The sequence below is a fragment of the Nonomuraea sp. NPDC050663 genome (assembly GCF_044456985.1).
In the GTDB taxonomy this organism is placed as follows: domain Bacteria; phylum Actinomycetota; class Actinomycetes; order Streptosporangiales; family Streptosporangiaceae; genus Nonomuraea.
This window is the reverse complement of sequence record NZ_JBITGL010000022.1, coordinates 15,840-33,576: the sequence shown is the minus strand read 5'-3', so window position 1 is coordinate 33,576 and position 17,737 is coordinate 15,840. Positions and strand designations below refer to the sequence as shown.

Annotated in this window: 18 protein-coding genes; 13 read left to right on the top strand and 5 right to left on the bottom strand. The window is 71.1% G+C overall.

Annotated features, from left to right (window positions below):
* The first annotated feature begins 1 nt into the window (after position 1).
* The 5 genes from ACIBH1_RS42545 (at position 2) to ACIBH1_RS42525 (ending at position 5,204) form a co-directional block, all read left to right on the top strand.
* Positions 2-1,024: an MlaD family protein gene (locus tag ACIBH1_RS42545; RefSeq protein WP_397319782.1), complete on the top strand. Its 1,023-nt coding sequence runs from the start codon at positions 2-4 to the stop codon at positions 1,022-1,024.
* Entirely contained in the window at positions 1,024-2,040 is a 1,017-nt protein-coding gene (locus ACIBH1_RS42540; RefSeq protein ID WP_397319781.1) for an MCE family protein, read from the top strand. The genes ACIBH1_RS42545 and ACIBH1_RS42540 overlap by 1 nt, the downstream gene beginning before the upstream one ends.
* A complete protein-coding gene (locus tag ACIBH1_RS42535) occupies positions 2,037-3,053 on the top strand; it encodes an MCE family protein (protein WP_397319780.1) in 1,017 nt (338 codons plus the stop codon). Before ACIBH1_RS42540 ends, ACIBH1_RS42535 begins: the two co-directional genes overlap by 4 nt.
* Complete coding sequence (locus tag ACIBH1_RS42530) at positions 3,050-4,390, top strand: MCE family protein (RefSeq protein ID WP_397319779.1); 1,341 nt, start codon at positions 3,050-3,052, stop codon at positions 4,388-4,390. The genes ACIBH1_RS42535 and ACIBH1_RS42530 overlap by 4 nt, the downstream gene beginning before the upstream one ends.
* Before the next feature lie 85 nt (positions 4,391-4,475).
* Positions 4,476-5,204: a hypothetical protein gene (locus tag ACIBH1_RS42525; RefSeq protein ID WP_397319778.1), complete on the top strand. Its 729-nt coding sequence runs from the start codon at positions 4,476-4,478 to the stop codon at positions 5,202-5,204.
* Here ACIBH1_RS42525 and ACIBH1_RS42520 read toward each other — a convergent pair.
* Positions 5,201-6,304 carry a S1 family peptidase gene (locus ACIBH1_RS42520; protein WP_397319777.1) on the bottom strand — a complete coding sequence of 368 codons (1,104 nt, stop codon included), beginning with the start codon at positions 6,302-6,304 and terminating at the stop codon, positions 5,201-5,203. The genes ACIBH1_RS42525 and ACIBH1_RS42520 overlap by 4 nt on opposite strands.
* A gap of 186 nt (positions 6,305-6,490) precedes the next feature.
* Between ACIBH1_RS42520 and ACIBH1_RS42515 the strand changes: the two genes are divergently transcribed.
* Positions 6,491-7,078, top strand: coding sequence for a 4'-phosphopantetheinyl transferase family protein (locus ACIBH1_RS42515; protein WP_397319776.1), 588 nt, complete (start codon positions 6,491-6,493; stop codon positions 7,076-7,078).
* A gap of 4 nt (positions 7,079-7,082) precedes the next feature.
* The gene (locus ACIBH1_RS42510; RefSeq protein ID WP_181608615.1) at positions 7,083-7,262 is read left to right on the top strand and encodes a hypothetical protein; all 180 of its coding nucleotides are present in this window, start codon (positions 7,083-7,085) and stop codon (positions 7,260-7,262) included.
* Here ACIBH1_RS42510 and ACIBH1_RS42505 read toward each other — a convergent pair.
* A complete protein-coding gene (locus ACIBH1_RS42505; protein WP_397319775.1) occupies positions 7,259-8,182 on the bottom strand; it encodes a cation diffusion facilitator family transporter in 924 nt (307 codons plus the stop codon). The genes ACIBH1_RS42510 and ACIBH1_RS42505 overlap by 4 nt on opposite strands.
* A 51-nt stretch (positions 8,183-8,233) precedes the next feature.
* On the opposite strand from ACIBH1_RS42505, the gene ACIBH1_RS42500 reads away from it, so the two are divergent.
* The 4 genes from ACIBH1_RS42500 (at position 8,234) to ACIBH1_RS42485 (ending at position 12,973) form a co-directional block, all read left to right on the top strand.
* Positions 8,234-8,695, top strand: a complete 462-nt coding sequence (locus ACIBH1_RS42500; RefSeq protein ID WP_397319774.1) for a MarR family winged helix-turn-helix transcriptional regulator — start codon at positions 8,234-8,236, stop codon at positions 8,693-8,695.
* Positions 8,696-8,704: 9 nt separating this feature from the next.
* Complete coding sequence (locus tag ACIBH1_RS42495; protein WP_397319773.1) at positions 8,705-9,361, top strand: LppX_LprAFG lipoprotein; 657 nt, start codon at positions 8,705-8,707, stop codon at positions 9,359-9,361.
* On the top strand, positions 9,358-10,851 hold the full coding sequence (locus ACIBH1_RS42490; protein ID WP_397319772.1) for an MFS transporter: 1,494 nt from the start codon (positions 9,358-9,360) through the stop codon (positions 10,849-10,851). Before ACIBH1_RS42495 ends, ACIBH1_RS42490 begins: the two co-directional genes overlap by 4 nt.
* A gap of 97 nt (positions 10,852-10,948) precedes the next feature.
* Positions 10,949-12,973, top strand: coding sequence for a carbohydrate binding domain-containing protein (locus ACIBH1_RS42485; protein WP_397319771.1), 2,025 nt, complete (start codon positions 10,949-10,951; stop codon positions 12,971-12,973).
* Here the strand turns inward: ACIBH1_RS42485 and ACIBH1_RS42480 are convergent.
* Positions 12,952-14,064, bottom strand: coding sequence for an MFS transporter (locus ACIBH1_RS42480; RefSeq protein WP_397319770.1), 1,113 nt, complete (start codon positions 14,062-14,064; stop codon positions 12,952-12,954). The two genes, ACIBH1_RS42485 and ACIBH1_RS42480, sit on opposite strands and share 22 nt — an antisense overlap.
* A gap of 82 nt (positions 14,065-14,146) precedes the next feature.
* Here ACIBH1_RS42480 and ACIBH1_RS42475 point away from each other — a divergent pair, with 82 nt between their 5' ends.
* Positions 14,147-14,686 carry a CGNR zinc finger domain-containing protein gene (locus ACIBH1_RS42475; RefSeq protein WP_397319769.1) on the top strand — a complete coding sequence of 180 codons (540 nt, stop codon included), beginning with the start codon at positions 14,147-14,149 and terminating at the stop codon, positions 14,684-14,686.
* A gap of 10 nt (positions 14,687-14,696) precedes the next feature.
* On the opposite strand, the gene aspS is transcribed toward ACIBH1_RS42475, so the two are convergent.
* Entirely contained in the window at positions 14,697-15,944 is a 1,248-nt protein-coding gene (aspS, locus tag ACIBH1_RS42470; protein WP_397319768.1) for an aspartate--tRNA(Asn) ligase, read from the bottom strand.
* Between the two features lie 273 nt (positions 15,945-16,217).
* Here aspS and ACIBH1_RS42465 point away from each other — a divergent pair, with 273 nt between their 5' ends.
* Entirely contained in the window at positions 16,218-16,355 is a 138-nt protein-coding gene (locus ACIBH1_RS42465) for a hypothetical protein (RefSeq protein ID WP_397319767.1), read from the top strand.
* On the opposite strand, the gene der is transcribed toward ACIBH1_RS42465, so the two are convergent.
* Entirely contained in the window at positions 16,330-17,730 is a 1,401-nt protein-coding gene (der, locus tag ACIBH1_RS42460) for a ribosome biogenesis GTPase Der (RefSeq protein ID WP_397319766.1), read from the bottom strand. The genes ACIBH1_RS42465 and der overlap by 26 nt on opposite strands.
* Between the last annotated feature and the right edge of the window lie 7 nt (positions 17,731-17,737).

The following is a 17,737-nucleotide window of genomic DNA, read 5'->3' as shown; positions in this document are numbered from 1 at the left end:
GATGGCGCTGAAGTCGTTCCGCGACCGCAACCGCGTCCTGGTCGGCCTGGTCTCGCTGGCCGTCCTGTCCGCGGTGCTGGTCGGCACCTTCCTCGTCGGCACGCTCGGGATCTTCGAGGGCGGCTACACCATGTCAGGGATCTTCGCCGACTCGGGCGGCCTCAAGTCCGGCAACGACGTGCGGGTGGCGGGCGTGCGGGTGGGCGAGGTCACCGAGGTGCGCGCCGACTACACCCAGGGCCACGTGGTGGTCACCTGGCGGGTCGACGCGGACGTACGGCTCGGCCGCCAGACCCGCGCGGACGTGACGCTCTCCAACCTGCTCGGCGGCCGCTACGTCAAGCTCACGGGCGCGGTCTCCGAGCCCTACATCGACCAGCTGCCGCAGGCGCAGCGGGTGATCCCCGCCGACCGCACCGGCGTGCCCACGCTCATCAACGACGCGCTGAAGGACGCCACCCGCCTCGTCCAGCGGCTCGACACCGAGGCGGTCGACGACCTGCTCACCGAGCTCGGCAAGATCGACACGAGCAGGCGCGGGCGCATCACCCGGCTGCTGAAGAACATCGGCGACCTGTCCGACACCATCAGCCAGAGCGAGCCGCAGCTGCAGAAGCTCCTCGACAACGGCAACCGCATCATCGACGTGCTGGAGAAGAAGGACAAGGAGATCAACCGGCTCATCGACGCCTTCGACGTCATGCTGGCCGAGCTGCGCTCACGCCGCGACGAGCTGCGCCTGCTCCTCGGATCCGGCAGCGAGCTGGTCACCAGCACCACCCGGCTGATCAGCGAGCACGAGAAGAGCCTCATCCAGGTGCTCGACGACAACCGCGCCATCACCACCCGGCTGGCCGCCACCAAGGCCCAGTTCAACGGCGTGCTCGCCTGGGTCGGACCGACCTTCTCCGGCCTTGCCACCATGGGCGGCCAGGGCCCGTGGATCGAGGCGATCGCCGCCGGCCTCGGGCCGATCAACCCCGAGGTGATCGGCGCCATCGCCAGGGATCGGGGTGACGCCTGATGAACAGGCTGACCGCGGTGGCGGCTGCCGTACTCCTGCTGCTCACGGGGGGCGGGTGCACGCTGTTCGGCCCCCAGCCGCTCCGGCTGACCGCGATCTTCTCCTCCGCGCCCTCGCTCTACGAGCAGGCCAGGGTCAAGGTGATGGGCCTGGACGCCGGGTACGTCGAGCGCATCTCCATCGAGGGCGACAAGGTGCGCGTGGTGCTCTCGATCGACCCGCAGATCCCGCTCCCGGCCGACGTCCAGGCGGTCGTCGCCCCGCAGAACACCCTGGGCGAGCGCAACGTCGTGCTCCACCCGCCGTGGAAGCCGGGCGAACAGCGGATCCAGGCGGGCGCGACCATCCCCCTCGACCGCACCGACCTGCCGGTGGAGATCGACGACGCGCTCGACGCCTTCACCAGGCTCACCGAGGCCCTGGACGCCGACAAGATCGGCAAGGTCACGACCGACTTCGCCGACGGCATCGACGGCCGCGGCAAGGCGATCAACAACGCGCTCGACGACACCGCCGAGCTCACCGGCACCCTGGCCAAGCAGGACCAGCAGCTCATCGACCTGGCCAAGGGCCTCAACCGGCTGGCCGCCAACCTCAACGACCGCGAGCGGCAGGTCAAGTCCACCATCGACGCCTTCGCCGACGCCAGCGCGATCCTCGCCGAGGAACGCCAGAGGCTCAAGGGCTTCATCGAGGGCATGGCGGGATTCGTCCGGCGCGGCGACGTGCTCATCGAGGCCTACGGCGAACGCCTGCCGCAGGCCGCCGGCACCCTGGCAGAGCTGGTGCTGGTGGTCCGCGCCAACAGCGACTCGATGGCCAAGGCGATCAAGGGCTCGGCCGACTTCGCCGACGTGCTCGTCGAGGCGTGGGACAGAGAGAACCACCTGCTGAAGATCCGGGTGGTGCTCAACGCCATGACCAGGGCCTGGCTGACGCCGCTGTTCGAGGCGCTCAACCTGGGCAGGGTACCGTGCCTGCCGGGCGGGCTGAGCAACTGCGCGAGCAGCCGATGAGAAGGGCCGTCGCGATCATCGCGCTCCTGGCCACCGGGGGCTGCTCGCTCCAGACGCTCGGCGCCGGGAGCGGCGGCTACACCCTGTCGGCGGTCTTCACCGACGTGCAGAGCCTGGTCGCCGGGCACAGCGTGCAGATCGCCGACGTGCGGGTCGGCACCGTGACCGCCGTCGCACTGGAGGGCTACCAGGCCAAGGTGACGATGTCGATCGAGTCGGTGGAGCAGGTGCCGGTCGGCACCACCGCCACCGTCGCCAAGACCTCCATCCTCGGCGAGAACTACGTGCAGCTCGTGCCGCCCCGGGCCCTCGACGCCGGGCCGTACCTGAAGAGCGGCTCGACCATCACCGACACGAGCGTCGAACCCGACATCGAGCAGGTCACCGAACGGGCGGGTCCGCTCATCGAGGCGCTCGGCGCGCAGGACGTCAACGCCATCCTCGACGCCGCCTCGACGGCGCTGTCGGGCAAGGGCGACGACGTCAACAAGCTGATCAAGCAGACCGCGCTGGTGACCGACGCCTACGCCGCCGCGCGGCAGGACATCGCCACCACCGTCGACGCCCTGGCCAAGCTGGGCGACGACCTGGCCAAGGGCAGCGAGGACCTCGACAGGCTGCCCGGCGAGCTGGCCCGCGCGACCGAGCGCGTGCACCACGGCCGCAAGCACATCAAGCGGGCCCTCGTGGCGCTGACGGAGCTGGCAGAGGAGGCCAACACGACCGTGTACCCACGTCACGCCGCCCGGCTGCGCGAGCTGCTGCGCGAGCTCGACGGCATCACCACGGCGATGGTGCGCGGCAAGGAGGACCTCAAGGCGCTGGTGGACCGCATGCAGAAGTTCATCGACGCGCCGCCCATCACCGTCAACGGTCAGGTGCTCATCTACGTGTGGCTGAAGGGGCTCATCCTGCCGGGCGGCCAGACCGTCCCCAACGACCCCAAGGTCACCCGCGGTCCTGAACCCAACCGCGCCGAGGACTTCCGCCTGCTGATGGAGCCGCCGCGATGAGGAACCGGGTCTACCTCAACCTCGCCGTCTTCGCGATCCTCGGCATCGTGATGACCGTATGGGCGTTCAGCACGATCATCAAGCTCGACGTGATCGAGCAGCCCTACCGGGTCGAGGCCGAGTTCGCCTCCTCCCCCGGCCTCGTGCACGGCTTCGACGTCGCCTACCTCGGCGTGCGCGTCGGCAGGATCGGCGACGTACGGCTCGCGCCCGGCAAGATCGTCGTGGGGCTCGACATCGACAAGGAGATCAGGCTGCCGCGATCGGTCACCGCCGAGGTGCGCCGCAAGTCGGCGATCGGCGAGCCGTACGTGGAGCTGACCCCGCCCAAGACCGGCGCCGGCGGGCCCGTCCTGGCGCCCGGCGACCTGATCCCGCTGGCCAGGACCTCCGTGCCGCTCGACTACCGCAAGCTGTTCCAGGGCGTCGGCAGGCTGCTCAACGCCGTGCCGCCCGAGGACGCGCGGACCATCACCCACGAGCTGGCCGTCGCCCTGGAGGGGCGCGCACCCGACATCCGCGCCATCATCGACGACGCGCACGACGTCACCGAGACGCTCGCCGACAACTCCAAGGTGCTCGACGAGCTGGCCGTCGAGCTGACCAGGCTCACCCACACGCTGGCGGGCAAGCGGGACAAGCTCTCCTCGGCGATCCGCGACACCGGCCTGGTCACCGGCTCCGTCGTCGACTCGCGCACCGACCTGTACGCCTTCCTCGACCAGGGGCCGGGCGTGTTCGCCCAGCTCCACGAGCTCATCCTGAAGGCCAGGCCCGGTTTGTCGTGCGCGCTGACAGCCGTGGGGCTGCCGCACCGGCCGGCCTTCTCCGCCGAGTCGGAACGGTACGCCCACCACCTGCTCGGGCTGGTGCCCACCACGCTCGCGCTGGCCGACGACATCAGCGACCGGCAGGGGAACACGACGTACGGGCGCAACACGTTCATCTTCAGCGTGCCGGGCGGCCCGAAGCCCGCCTTCGAGTACGCCGACCCGCTGGGCCCGCCGGCCGTGCCCGGCGTGCGCTCGTGCCCCAGGGCCGTGGCCGCCGAGCACTCCCACCCCGACGCCGCCGTGCCCGGCGGCGAGCGCGAGCGGGAGGAACCGCAGGAGCAGCCCGTACGGCGGGCCGGTCCCACGCAGGAGGAGACGACCGAGCCGGAGCCGACGCTCGAGCCCCTGGAAACCGCATCCAGCAGCCCCAAGAAGGTGGCCGCCCCCGCCCCGCTGGACACCACCCCGCTGATTGTGGCGATTTTCCTCGCAGTCGCGGCGAGCGGTGGCATCGTGGGCTGGATCGCCGTGGGCCGGGCGGCCCGCCGCCGTGGAACGGAGTAGCAGCATGCCTTCCGAGCAGGACGTTGCCGTCGGCCAGAGGCCCGCGGTCCGGCGAGCCTGGCGCATCACGCCCAAGCCTGTCTTAGTGAGCGATCGGGACGAGGCCGCGTCGGCTGCCCCCGAGCCGGACCCCGCACCCGACGCCGCCCTCGACGCCGCCCTCGACGCCGAGCCCGTTCCCGAGCCCGAGCCCGACGCGGAGGCCCCCTTGGGCGCTCCCGCCAGGGCCGACGTCTCGTGGGCGCGGTGGATCACGGCCGCCGTCGCCGTCGTGGCGGTGCTGGCGCTGGCCGGGTTCGCCCTGGTCCAGTGGATCGGCGCCGGCAAGGCCCGCGACGCCCAGGCCCGCCTCGAGGCCGACCGCACCCTGCGCCTGGAGATCTCCGAGGCCGCCCACAACTTCGCCCAGGCCCTGCTGACCTACGACTACCAGGATCTGCCCTCCGCCAGGGCCAAGCTGCGCGACCTGGCCACCGGCGACTTCCAGACCCTGTACGACCAGGAGTTCGGCGGCGCGATGGAGCAGGTCATCATCAAGCTGAAGGCCGTCTCCCAGGCGACCTCCCGCGAGGTCTACCTCGCCGACGTCAGCGAGACGACGGCCAGGGCGATCGTGGTGGTCGACTCCCAGGTCAAGTCCGAGCAGGCGATGCGCGTGGTGAGCGACTCCCACCTGAAGCTCCTGATGATCAAGGAGCCCGACGGCTGGAAGGTCCAGGAGGTGACGGTGCTCGGCGCGGCCAAGGAGCAGGAGACGCCGCTGGGCGACCCGCAGAAGACCACGCCGAGCCCTGAACCGTCGAAGAAGGACTAGTAGACGGCCACGCCGTAGGCGTTGAGCGCCTCGACGACCGGCTGGAAGAAGGTGGTGCCGCCGGTCGTGCAGTTACCGCTGCCGCCCGAGGTCAGGCCGAGCGCCGTCCCGCCGGAGAACAGGGGTCCGCCGCTGTCGCCGCCCTGGGCGCAGACGGTGGTCCTGATCATCTGGTAGACGCTGCCCTGCGCGTAGTTGACGGTGGCGTTCAGCGCGGTGACGGTGCCGCTGCGCAGGCCGGTGGTGCTGCCGCTGCGCTGCACGGACTGGCCGACGTAGGCGTTGCCCGCGCCGGTGATGTCACGCGAGCTGCCGTTGTAGAGGTTGACGCTGCCCGGCTTGGCGATGCTCGTGTTGGTGTAGCGCACGATGCCGTAGTCGTTGCCCGGGAAGCTGCTGCCCGCCCTGGTGCCCAGGACCGTGGTGCGCGAGGAGTTGGCGTACCAGGTCGAGCCGATGTTGGTGCAGTGGCCCGCGGTCAGGAAGTACGTCGTCGACCCGCTGCGCACGTTGAAGCCGAGCGAGCAGCGGGAGGAGCCGGTGTAGATGGCGTCGCCGCCCTGGATGAACAGGTCGAACTTGCCCGCCTCGTTCTCGGTGCGCACGGCGGGTCCCGCCGCGGCGCGCTCGACGCTCTTGGCCGCCTCCTCGTCGTTGAGCTGCTTGACGATGGCCTCGACACGCTGGCGCTGGCCGGTGTCGACGGACTCGTCGAACCAGACGACGACCTGGTTGCCGGCCGGGTCGACGGCCCATGCCGTACCGGGGATGCGGGCGGCGCGGTCGAGCCTGCGCATGATCTTGTCGAAGTCGTCGGAGCTGCGGACCACCTTCTTCGGGATCGCCCCGGCGGCCAGGACCGCCTGCGCGTCGGCGTCGTCGGTGATCGTGACGACGAGCTTGCCCTGCGCGGGATCGAAGTACGAGCCCGCGTCACGCACGCCCAGCTGCGCGTCGAGCGCGGTGGCGGCCAGGGCCGCCGGGTCGGCCGCCTCCGGCGTCGGCGGGGTCGCCTGAGCCGTCGGCGAGAGGATGAGGGAGCCGGTGAGCAGAGCGGCCGCGGTGACGATCAGCCCTGCTCGCGGGGGACGGATGCTCATGTGGGGAGCCTCCTGGGGGATGCCGGCCAGCCCCGTCGGCTGGCCTCGGGGGTAGGTCGGGAGGGCGCCTCTCCCGGGTACCGCCCCAATATGAATAACCTCAAGTGGTTACACAAGGCCCATTTACAAGATTTACTAGCATTTGTAATGACAAATCGTCATTGCGCCGGAGGCTATGCTGGCCCGATGACGCAGGCGGTGATCATGGCGGCGCGGTCGGGCGACGTCGGCGGATCGATGGACTGGCTGACCGTGGCCGAGCGCGAACGGGCCGAGCGGTTCCTGCGCGACGACGACCGCGCCACGTTCATAGCGGCCCACCTGCTCGTACGGCAGTGCGCCGCGCACTACCTCGGCGTCGACCCCGCCACGGTGACGCTGCTGCAGCACTGCCCGGTGCACGGCCCCGGCCACGGCGTGCCGTACCTGGAGCAGGCCCCCGAGCTCGGCGTCAGCCTCAGCCACACGCGCGGCTACGTGTGCGCCGCCGTCGGCCCCGGCCGGGTCGGCGTCGACGCCGAGCGGGTGCCCGACGGGCCGCTGGTGGAGGTGTTGGTCACACAGCTGTGCGCGCCGGGCGAGCACGTGTCCGACAACCGCGAGCTGATCAGGTTGTGGACCCGCAAGGAAGCCCTGGTCAAACGGGGTGAGCTCACCCTCGACTCGCTCTCGTCGATGCCGTGGCAGCCGACCGGGCACCTGCTGGAGTGGGAGGAGCCCGACGGGGTGATGGCGGCCTCGATTACCGACGCCCCACCCCTGCGGATACGCTGAGGGGGTGTTCTACAAGAAGCCCATCGAAGAGCGGATCGCCGAGCGGGTGGCCAAGCGCAAGCCGCTCGAAGAGGGCAAGACCTTCGAGCACGGTCCGGCCAAGTTCGTGTTCATCTCCCTGATCACGATCGTCGTCGTCATGCACGTCGTCGGCATCGCGATCGTCATGGCCCTCGACGTCTAACGCCTGCTCGGAGTCGGGTCCAGGAAGACGTGCGCGACGCCCGGCACGCGGGCGCGCAGCCGCTGGTCCACCTCCTCGCAGGCACGCTCCACCCCGGCCGCGCTCGCCTCGTCGGTGAAGTCGACCTTGGCGGCCACCAGCACCTCGTCCGGCCCGAGGATCATGGTGAGCAGTTCCACGACGTCCTCGACCTCGGGCTGCTCCATCAGCACCGTGCGGATCAGCGACTCGACCGTGCGCGGCGCCGCCCGGCCGATCAGCAGCGAGGCGTTGGCGACGATCAGGCTCAGCGCCACCGCCAGCAGCAGCACGCCGATGGCCACCGAGGCCAGGCCGTCCCAGAGCGCCGAACCGGTGAGCTGGGTGCCCAGCAGGCCCAGCGCCGCCAGCACGAGGCCGATCAGCGCCGCGGTGTCCTCCAGCATGACCGCCTTGAGCGCGGTGTCGGGCGTGGCGCGCACGAGCCGGTACGAGCTGACGTGCCACCTGCGGGCCTCGCCGCGCACCTGCGACAGCCCTCGCAGGAACGAGACGCTCTCGATCGCGAACGACACGGCCAGCACGATGTACGACAGGGTGAAGTCGGACAGGTCCTCGCCGTGGGAGATGGTGTGCAGGCCGTGGGTGATCGAGAAGCCCGCCCCGCCCACCAGGGTGGCGCCCGCCGCCAGCAGCGCCCAGAAGTAGCCGGCGGGGCCGTACCCGAACGGATGGCGCCGGTCGGCGGGCTTGGAGCCCGACCGCACCGCCACGACGAGCAGGACCTCGGTCACGGTGTCGGCGAAGGAGTGCGCGGCCTCCGACAGCATCGCCGCCGAGCCGCCGACCAGGCCCGCGACCAGCTTGGCCACGGCGATGGCCAGGTTGGCCAGGCCCGCCACGACCACCGTGATCAGGCTTTCTCCCGAGCTGTCACTCATGGTAGATCATCGTACGCATCCGGTTATCCGACCTTGCGGTACATTCAGATCATGAGTGCGCCAAGGTGGTTGACCCAGGCAGAACAGCAGGCCTGGCGTGCGCATCTGACGGTGCACAAGCTGCTGATGCACCGGCTCGACCGCGAGCTGCACGCGTTCGGGCTGTCGATCAACGACTACGAGATCCTCGTGAACCTCTCGGAGAGTCCGGACCATCGCATGCGCATGAGCGACCTGGCCGACGCCACGATCCAGTCGCGCAGCAGGTTGTCGCACCAGATCTCCCGCATGGAGGCCAAGGGGCTGGTCACCAGGGAGGAGTGCGCCGACGACCGGCGCGGCACCTTCGCGGTGCTCACCGACGACGGCTGGGACGCCATCAAGGAGGTCGCGCCCCACCACGTCTCGGCGGTGCGCGAACACTTCGTCGACCGGCTCAGCACCGACCAGCTGACCGAGATGCAACGGGCATATGCCCCGATCGTGGAACATCTGAAGAGCCTGCGCTCGTAGACTCCCCTCATGGTGAAACGGCTCCTGCTCCTGCTGGTCGCGCTCATGGTTTCCACCGCATGCGCGGGCGGCGGCGAGACAGCACTCCCCTCCGGGCCCGACCTGATGAAGAAGACGGCCGACGCGATGAAGGCGGTCAAGTCGGCTTCGTTCTCCATAGCCACGGAAGGCACCCCGCAGGTGCCGCTGCGCAAGGCCGACGGGCGCATCACGTCCGCGGGAGACGCCGACGGCACGATCTCCGTCGAGGTGTTCGGTCAGCTCACGGAGATGAACTTCGTGCTGCAGGGCGACACGGTCTACTTCAAGGGACCGACCGGCTCCTACCAGAAGATGCCCCGCGCCCAGCTGATGCAGCTGCTGCAGTACGACCCCTCCCAGGTGCTCAGCCCTGACAAGGGCGTCTCCACGCTGCTGGCCGCCGCCACGAACCCCACCGTCGACGGCGAGGAGGGCGGCGCCTACAAGGTCACCGCCGCGCTGACCAAGGCTCAGCTGGCCACGCTCGTGCCCGGCGTCACCCAGGACGTCAGCGCCCACCTGCTGGTCGACAAGGCCACCTCGCGGCTGACCAAGGTCACCCTGCCGCTGCAGGGCGGCTCGGTGATCGTGTCGCTGTCCGACTACGACGCCGCCGTCACCGTCACCCCGCCGCCGGTCGGATGAGGCGTCTGGCCCTCGCGGCGGGCGGCGCGGTCGTCCTGCTCGCCGCGCTCGACGCGTATGTCGTGGTCACAGTGCTGCTCGACATCGCCAAGACCGTCGGCGTGCCCGTCAACCGGCTGGAGCGCATCACGCCGGTGGTGACGGGCTTCCTGCTCGGCTACATCGCGGCGATGCCGCTGCTCGGGCAGCTGTCCGACCGCTACGGCAGGCGTCCGCTGATCCACGCCTGCCTGGCCGCCTTCGCGATCGGCTCGCTCGTCACCGCGCTCGGCACCGGGCTGTGGACCGTCGTGGTGGGGCGCGCGCTGCAGGGGATCGCTGGCGGGGCACTGCTGCCGATCACGATGGCGCTCATCGGCGACCTGTGGCAGGAGCGCGAGCGGCCGGTGGCCCTCGGGGCGGTGGGGGCGGCCCAGGAGCTGGGCAGCGCGCTCGGGCCGCTGTACGGGGGGTTTCTGGCGCTGGCGTTCGGGAGCTGGCAGGCGATCTTCTGGATCAACCTGCCGCTGGTGGCCCTCGCCGCGGTCGCCGTCCATTTCACCGTCCCCGGCCGCTCCAGGGCCCCGGTCTCCGGCGATCCTGTGGCCACAGGCGGGCTTGACGGCCCCGTACGGCACGCGCCGAAGATCGACCTCGTCGGCGGCCTCCTGCTCGCCACCTCCCTGGCCCTGCTCGTCGTCGGCCTCTACAACCCCGACCCCGCCAAGGCCGTCCTGCCGCCGTGGGGCCTGCCGCTGATCGCCGCCGGTCTGGCGGTCGCCGCGGGGTTCGTCTGGTGGGAGATCCGCTCTCCCGTCCGCGTGCTCGACCTGTCGGGCACCCGCAAGGGCCCGCTGCTGGCCACCCTCGGCGTCAGCTTCACCACGGGCGCCGCGCTCCTGGTCACGATGGTGTTCGTCCAGCTGGCCGCGCAGACCCTGCTGGGCCTGCCGCCGCTGGAGGCCTCGCTCGTCCTGGCCCGCTTCCTCATCGCCCTGCCCGTCGCCGCGCTGCTGGGCGGCTGGCTGGCGCGGCGGGCGGGCGAGTGGCCGGTGACGGTCGCGGGCATGCTGCTGGCCGCCGTCGGCTACGTCCTGATGTACCAGTGGCCCCTCGACCTGAAGAACCACCCGATCGACCTCGCCCTGATCGTCGCGGGCGCGGGTCTCGGCCTGGTGATCGCCCCGGTCTCGTCGGCGGTCCTGCGCACCACGCCCGCCGAGCAGCACGGCGTCGCCTCGGCCGCCGTGGTCGTGGCGCGCATGATGGGCATGCTGATCGGCGTCGCCGCGGTGTCGTCGTGGGGCTTCTACCGTTTCCAGTCGCTGACCGCGGACCTGGACACCCCGCTCCCCGTCGGCGTCGACGCGATCACCTACGCCCGGCAGATGGCGGAGTACGCCGCGAAGATCAACGCGGCCCTGCACGTGGAGTACACCGAGATGTTCCTCGTCACGGGTGTGCTGTGCGTGCTCGGCGCGGTCCTGGCGATCTTCATGCGGGAGCGCTAGTTGGGCCTTGTCCGCGCCGTCGGCCGGGGCTACCATCACGGCAACTCTTAGGAAACTTTCCTAAAAGAAAGCCGCCTCACCCCCCACGAGGTCCATGATGAGAGCCTGGAAGCCGGCGGCCCTGGCCGCGCTGCTCCTGGGCGCCTTACTGGCGCCCGCCTCCCCCGCCCACGCCGCCAACATCGTGACCAACCCCGGCTTCGAGAGCGGGTTGAGCGGCTGGACCTGCTCAGCCACCTCCGGAGCCCAGGCGGTCACCACACCCGTGCACAGCGGCACCCGCGCCCTGCAGGCGGCCCCCGCCGGCAGCGACACCGCCCGCTGCCAGCAGACCGTCGCCGTCCAGCCCGGCCAGGCGTACACGCTGTCGGCCTGGGTGCGCGGCAGCTACGTCTTCCTCGGCGCCACCGGCACCGGGATCAACGCCAGCACCTGGGGCTCGCCCGGCGCCGCCTGGTCGCAGCTGACCACATCATTCACCACCGGCACCGGGGTGACCAGCGTGACCGTGCACGTCAACGGCTGGTACGGCCAGGGCGCCTACCACGCCGACGACGTCGTCCTGGACGGGCCGCCCGGGCAGGGCCAGCCGCCTGCCGTACCGACGGGGCTCACCGGGACCGGCGGCATGAACCAGGCCCGCCTGACCTGGACCGCCGTCACCGGCGCGACCGGCTACAACGTCTTCCGCAACGGCACGCGCGTCGGCTCGGCCACGGAGGCGGCCTACACCGACAACCCCAGCCCCGGCACCCACAGCTACCGGGTCAGCGCCACCAACGCGGCCGGCGAGTCGGCGCAGTCGGCGGCCGCCTCGGTGACCGTCGGCAACGACGTGCCCCCGCCGCCGCCCGCGCCCACCGGCCTGACCGGCTCGGTCAGCGGCTCGACGGTCTCGCTGACCTGGAACGCCGCCCCCACCGCGACCGGCTACCACCTCTACCGCGGCACGGCGCGCGTCGCGACGGTCACCGGCACCGGCGCGACCGACTCCCCCGGCCCCGGCACGCACACCTACCACGTCAGGGCCTTCCACACGAGCGGCGTGGAGTCGGCGGCCTCCAACCAGGCGACGGTCACCGTGGCGGGCAACCCCGGCACGCTGCCCAAGCGGGTGATGGTCGGCTACCTGCACGCCTCGTTCGCCAACGGCTCCGGCTACATCCGCATGGCCGACGTGCCCAACGAGTGGGACGTCATCAACCTGGCCTTCGGCGAGCCGACCTCGGTCACCTCGGGCGACATCAGGTTCCGCCAGTGCCCGGTCGCCGAGTGCCCCAACGTCGAGTCCGAGGCCGACTTCATCGCGGGCATCCGGGCCAAGCAGGCGCTCGGCAAGAAGGTGCTGATCTCGATCGGCGGCCAGAACGGCCAGGTCCAGCTCACCACCACCGCCGCGCGTGACGCGTTCGTCTCCAGCGTTTCGGCGATCATCGACAGGTACGGTCTCGACGGGCTCGACATCGACTTCGAGGGCCACTCGCTCTACCTCAACGCGGGCGACACCAACCTGTCGGCGCCGACCACCCCGGTGATCGTCAACCTGATCGCCGCGCTGCGCACCCTCAAGGCCAGGTACGGCACGCGGTTCGTGCTGACCATGGCGCCGGAGACCTTCTTCGTGCAGCTCGGCTACCAGTTCTACGGTCCCGGCACGGGCGGCGCCGACTCGCGCAGCGCCTCCTACCTGCCGGTGATCCACGCCATGCGGGGCGACCTGACCCTGCTGCACGTGCAGGACTACAACTCCGGGCCGATCATGGGCCTCGACAACCAGTACCACACCATGGGCACCCACGACTTCCACGTCGCGATGACCGACATGCTGCTCGCGGGCTTCCCCATCAGGGGCGACGTCAACAACGTCTTCCCCGCGCTGCGCCAGGACCAGGTCGCCATCGGCCTGCCCGCCGCGCCGTGGGCGGGCAACGGCTTCACCACCGTGGCCGAGGTGCAGAAGGCCTTCGACTGCCTGGCCAAGGGCACCAACTGCGGGCCGTACCGGCCTCGCGGGGTCTACCCGAACCTGCGCGGCCTGATGACCTGGTCGATCAACTGGGACAAGTACAACGGGTTCGAGTTCTCCCGCGCCCACCGCGCCTACCTCAACGCGCTGGGCTGAGCCACCCGCGTCACCCTGGCCCTCGCCGTGCCCGCGGCGAGGGCCAGCGTCACTCCCGCCAGGGTCAGCCACAGGCCCCGCGCCCCGGCGAGCTCCAGCAGCCACGTGCCCGCCAGCGGTGCGATCACGGTCGCGAAACCCCAGCAGATGCCGTAGAAGGCCAGGTAGCGGCCGCGCGCGTCGTCGGGGGCGAGATCGGCGACGATCGCCATCAGGCGGCCCATGAGGAACGACTCGCCGATGCCGCCGAGCACCGTGACCGCGATGAGCTCGGGCAGCGAGTCGGCGAAGCCGTACCCGACGAGGTTGGCGGCCAGCAGCACGAATCCCAGCGTCAGGCTCTGGCGGCGCACCAGGGGCTGGCCGGCGATGAGCGTGAGCGCGGCGACCGTGGACAGGATGCCCGCGTCGGCGGGCACCGCCAGGGTCAGCGGCAGCACCATGACGATCGTCATGTAGACGGTCGCGAAGACCGTGCCGATGCCCAGCATCGCCAGCAGCGCGCGGTCGCGCCACACCGCGGGCCGCGCGGGCCCGCGGCGGGCCGGACGGTCGGAGGGCAGCACCAGACGCACGACGACCGCGCAGGCCAGGCAGGTCACCGCGTCCACGACGAACAACCAGCGCAGGTCCCACCGTCCCACGGCCGCCGCGATCAGCCCCGCGCCCAGCCCGGCCGCCGCCATCGCCGCGTTGAGCAGGCTGTAGGCGCGGGTGCGCAGCGCCACGGGCACCTCGTCGGCGATCATCGCCTGGCTGGGCGGCTCGTAGAGCTCGAAGGCCAGCCCGAGCAGGACCGCGAAGAGCGTCAGGACGGCGAGCGAGGGCGCGACCGCGATGCCCGCCTGGGCGACGGCACAGCCGAGCAGTCCCAGCAGGATCGTGGCGCGCCGCCCGACGCGGTCGGCCAGGTAGCCGCCCAGCAGCCGCGAGGGGATCGTGGCCACGCCGAAGGCCGCCGCTACCAGCCCCGCCGTGGTGGCGGGCACGCCGAACTCGGTGGCGACCAGCACGGTCAGGAAGGTCATCGAGAACGCGCCGAGGCGGTTGATCGCCCTGGCTCCGATGAGCAGCCAGACGGTACGCGGCATAGGATGACCTCCGAAACGTGTTTCGCCGGTCACTATGCCTTGCGAAGGGATGACCAGTCAAATGCTGTTCGATGGTCACATCGTGAACCTGCTGGACGCCTCGGTGTCCCTGGTCAACCTGCTCACCGACGGCCACGCCCGCGGCCGCCCTTACACCGCGCCCCGCGGCCCCGACCTGCCCGCGGCCATCGGCGCCGCGCTGCCCACCAGGGCAACGGTGACCGACCGGGAGGCCGCGCGGTTCGTCGGGACCGCCCTGGAGATGCGCAAGGTCTTCGACGCCGCGCACGCCGGAGACTTCGACACCGCCGCCGCCGTGGTCAACGCCCTGCTGCTGTCCACGGGCGCCCGGCCGCAGCTCGACAAGGCGCCGGGCGAGCCCTGGCAGGTGCACTTCCACGGCCCCGACGACACCGTGTCCGTCGGGTGGAGCGCGGGATGCGCGGCGAGCCTCGCGCTCGCGATCGGCTCCGACCTGGGCGGACGGCTCGGCGTGTGCCAGGCCGCCGAATGCGACCGGGTCTACGTGGACGGCTCGCGCAACGGGGTGCGGCACTTCTGCTCCCCCGCCTGCCGCAGCCGCACCAAGGCCGCCGCCTTCCGCGAAAGGCAGCGGCCTTGAGCCCTCCGGGTTACGGCGAGAGCCGGTGCAGGTCGCGCGGGAACAACGCCGCCTGCCGGACGTTCGGAAGGCCGGCCAGCCGCGACACCCACCGCTCCAGGCCGATGGCGAAGCCGCCGTGCGGCGGCATGCCGTGGGCGAAGGCCGACAGATAGCCCTCGTACGGCTCCGCCGGCTCGCCACGCTCGGCCAGGGCGGCCAGGTAGTCGGCGTGCCTGTGCAGCCGCTGACCCCCCGTCACCAGCTCCATCCCGCGGAAGAGCAGGTCGAAGCCGTTGGAGTAGCCGGGCCTGCCCGGGTCCGGATGGGTGTAGAACGGGCGCTTGACCATCGGGTAGCCGGTGACGAAGACGAACTCCGAGCCGTGCTCGCGCAGCGCCCACTCCGACAGCGCCCGCTCCTGCGCCGGTGACAGGTCGGGCTCGCCGTCGTCGCCGGCCAGCGCCTTGGCCTCGGTGAAGTGCAGCGCGGGGATCTCCTCCGGCACGCGCGGCAGCTCCACGCCGTGGCCGCGGCGCCGTACCGACTCGACCATCCCGGACAGCACCTCGCGCAGCACCGCCATGACGTCGCGGTGGTCGCGCACGAAGCCCAGCTCGACGTCGAGCGAGGTGTACTGCGCCAGATGCCGCGCGGTGTCGTGCGGCTCGGCGCGGAAGACCGGGCCGACCTCGTAGACACGCTCGAACACGCCGACCATCATCTGCTTGAAGAACTGCGGCGACTGCGCCAGATAGGCCGGGCGGCCGAAGTAGTCGACCTGGAAGACGTTCGCGCCCGACTCCGTCGCCGAGGCGACGAGCTTGGGCGTGTGGATCTCGGTGAACCCGGCGCTGTCGAGCGTCGCGCGGAAACCCGCCACGCTCGCGCCCGAGATCTCCAGCACCGCGCGCAACGCCGGGTGCCTGAGCGCCACGGGCGCGTGGTCGAGCACCGTCGGCAGCGCGGCGGGCACGGCGGGGCGGAACAGGTCGAACGGCGGCGCCTGGGCCGGCTCCGACAACACGGCGATCTCGGGCTCGACCAGCTCGACGCCGCCCGGAGCCTGCTGGTTGGCCACGACCGTGGCGGTGACCTCGACGACGCTCTCCTCGGGCGGCAACTCGCCCTCATGGACGACCACCTGGGCGAGCCCGGCGCGGTCGCGGACGATCAGGAACGAGACCGACTTCAACCGGCGGCGGCGATGGACCCAGCCGGCGATCGTGACGGAGTGTCCCACGTGCTCGGAGAGCGCGGCGGACAGGACACGTGACATCTTCACACCTCCTCAGAGTGAGCCCTGGGAGGTGCGGGCGAGCAGGGATACTCGCGGTGCCACCACACCTTCGCCGCCGGACCGGCGGCCTCTTGCCGTGCGCACGCGCCGTCGCGAGGGAGTGTCTTCGCCCGTGGACGCGGGACCGCCTTCCCAGCTGCCGGCGGCTCTCTCGGCCCGCGTGCTCCTCGGGCTACTCGGTTCCCTCAGCGCGTGCCCACGAGCATAACCAGCACTGCCGACGCCGGCCAACCGGATTCGGGTGGAGGGGAGGTGCCCACGCCCCGCATGCTCTACCTCGAAGAGCACGAGACCGCGGTCGTTCCCGACGACCGCGGTCTCGTGCGCCTGCCGCACGGTGGGCTGATCAGGCTGCCGCCCGAGCTCAGGGCTTCTTTCGCTTCTCCCTGATCTTCATCGTCACCTCGATCGGGGAACCGGCGAAGCCGAACTCCTCACGGATGCGCCGCTCGATGAAGCGCCGGTAGGTCTCCTCCAGCCAGCCCGAGGTGAACAGCACGAACTTCGGCGGCTCGGTGGAGGCCTGCGTGGCGAACAGGATCTTCGGCTGCTTGCCGCTGCGCACCGGAGGCGGCGTCTGCTGCACCAGCTCGGTGAGGAAGGCGTTGAGCCGGGAGGTGGGCACGCGCGTCGCCCACGAGTCGAGGGCGGTCTCGATCGCCGGGACCAGCCGGTCGACGTGGCGGCCGGTGAGCGCGGAGATGTTGACCCGCAGCGCCCACGGGGTGCGCACGAGCTGCCGGTCGATCTCCTTCTCCAGGTAGTAGCGCCGGTCCTCGTCGACCAGGTCCCACTTGTTGAAGGCCACGACCATGGCCCGGCCCGACTCGATGACCAGGCCGATGATGCGCAGGTCCTGCTCGGTGAGCGGCTCGCTGGCGTCGATCAGCACGATCGCCACCTCGGCCTTCTCGAGCGCGGCCCTGGTGCGCATCGCGGCGTAGAAGTCGGCGCCCTGCAGCTCGCGGTCGCGCCGCCGGATGCCGGCGGTGTCGACGAAGCGCCAGGTCTTGCCGCCCAGCTCGATCAGCTCGTCGACCGGGTCGCGGGTGGTGCCCGCCATCGGGTCGACCAGCACCCGCTCCTCGCCGGCGAGCTTGTTGAGCAGCGACGACTTGCCGACGTTGGGCTTGCCGAGCAGCGCGACGCGGTGCGGGCCGCGCTCGGCGCCGAAGGTCTCGGCGGGCGTCTCCGGCAGCCTGTCGAGCACCTCGTCGAGCAGGTCTCCGCTGGAGCGGCCGTGCAGGGCGCTGACCGGGAACGGCTCGCCCAGGCCGAGCGACCACATGGCGTGGACCTCCAGCTCCAGTTGCTGGTTGTCGACCTTGTTGGCGGCCAGGATGACCGGCTTGCCCGACTGCCGCAGCACGTTGCCGACCTCCTGGTCGGCCTCGGTGATGCCGACCGTGGCGTCGACCACGAACAGGATCACGTCGGCCAGCTCGACGGCGACCTGGGCCTGCTCGGCGATGCGAAGGTTCATCCCGGTCGCGTCGGGGTCCCAGCCGCCGGTGTCGACGACGGTGAAGCGCCTGCCACGCCAGTTGGCGTCGTAGGTGACACGGTCGCGCGTGACGCCCGGCACGTCTTCGACTACCGCCTCGCGGCGGCCGATGATGCGGTTGACCAGCGTGGACTTGCCCACGTTGGGTCGGCCTACGATGGCCAGGACCGGAAGCGGGCCCTCGTCGGCCGCGCCGTGCTCGGCATCGACCTCAAGGTCGGCGAGCTCGGCCTCGATCCAGCCGGAATCCCCCGTTGACATGATTTTT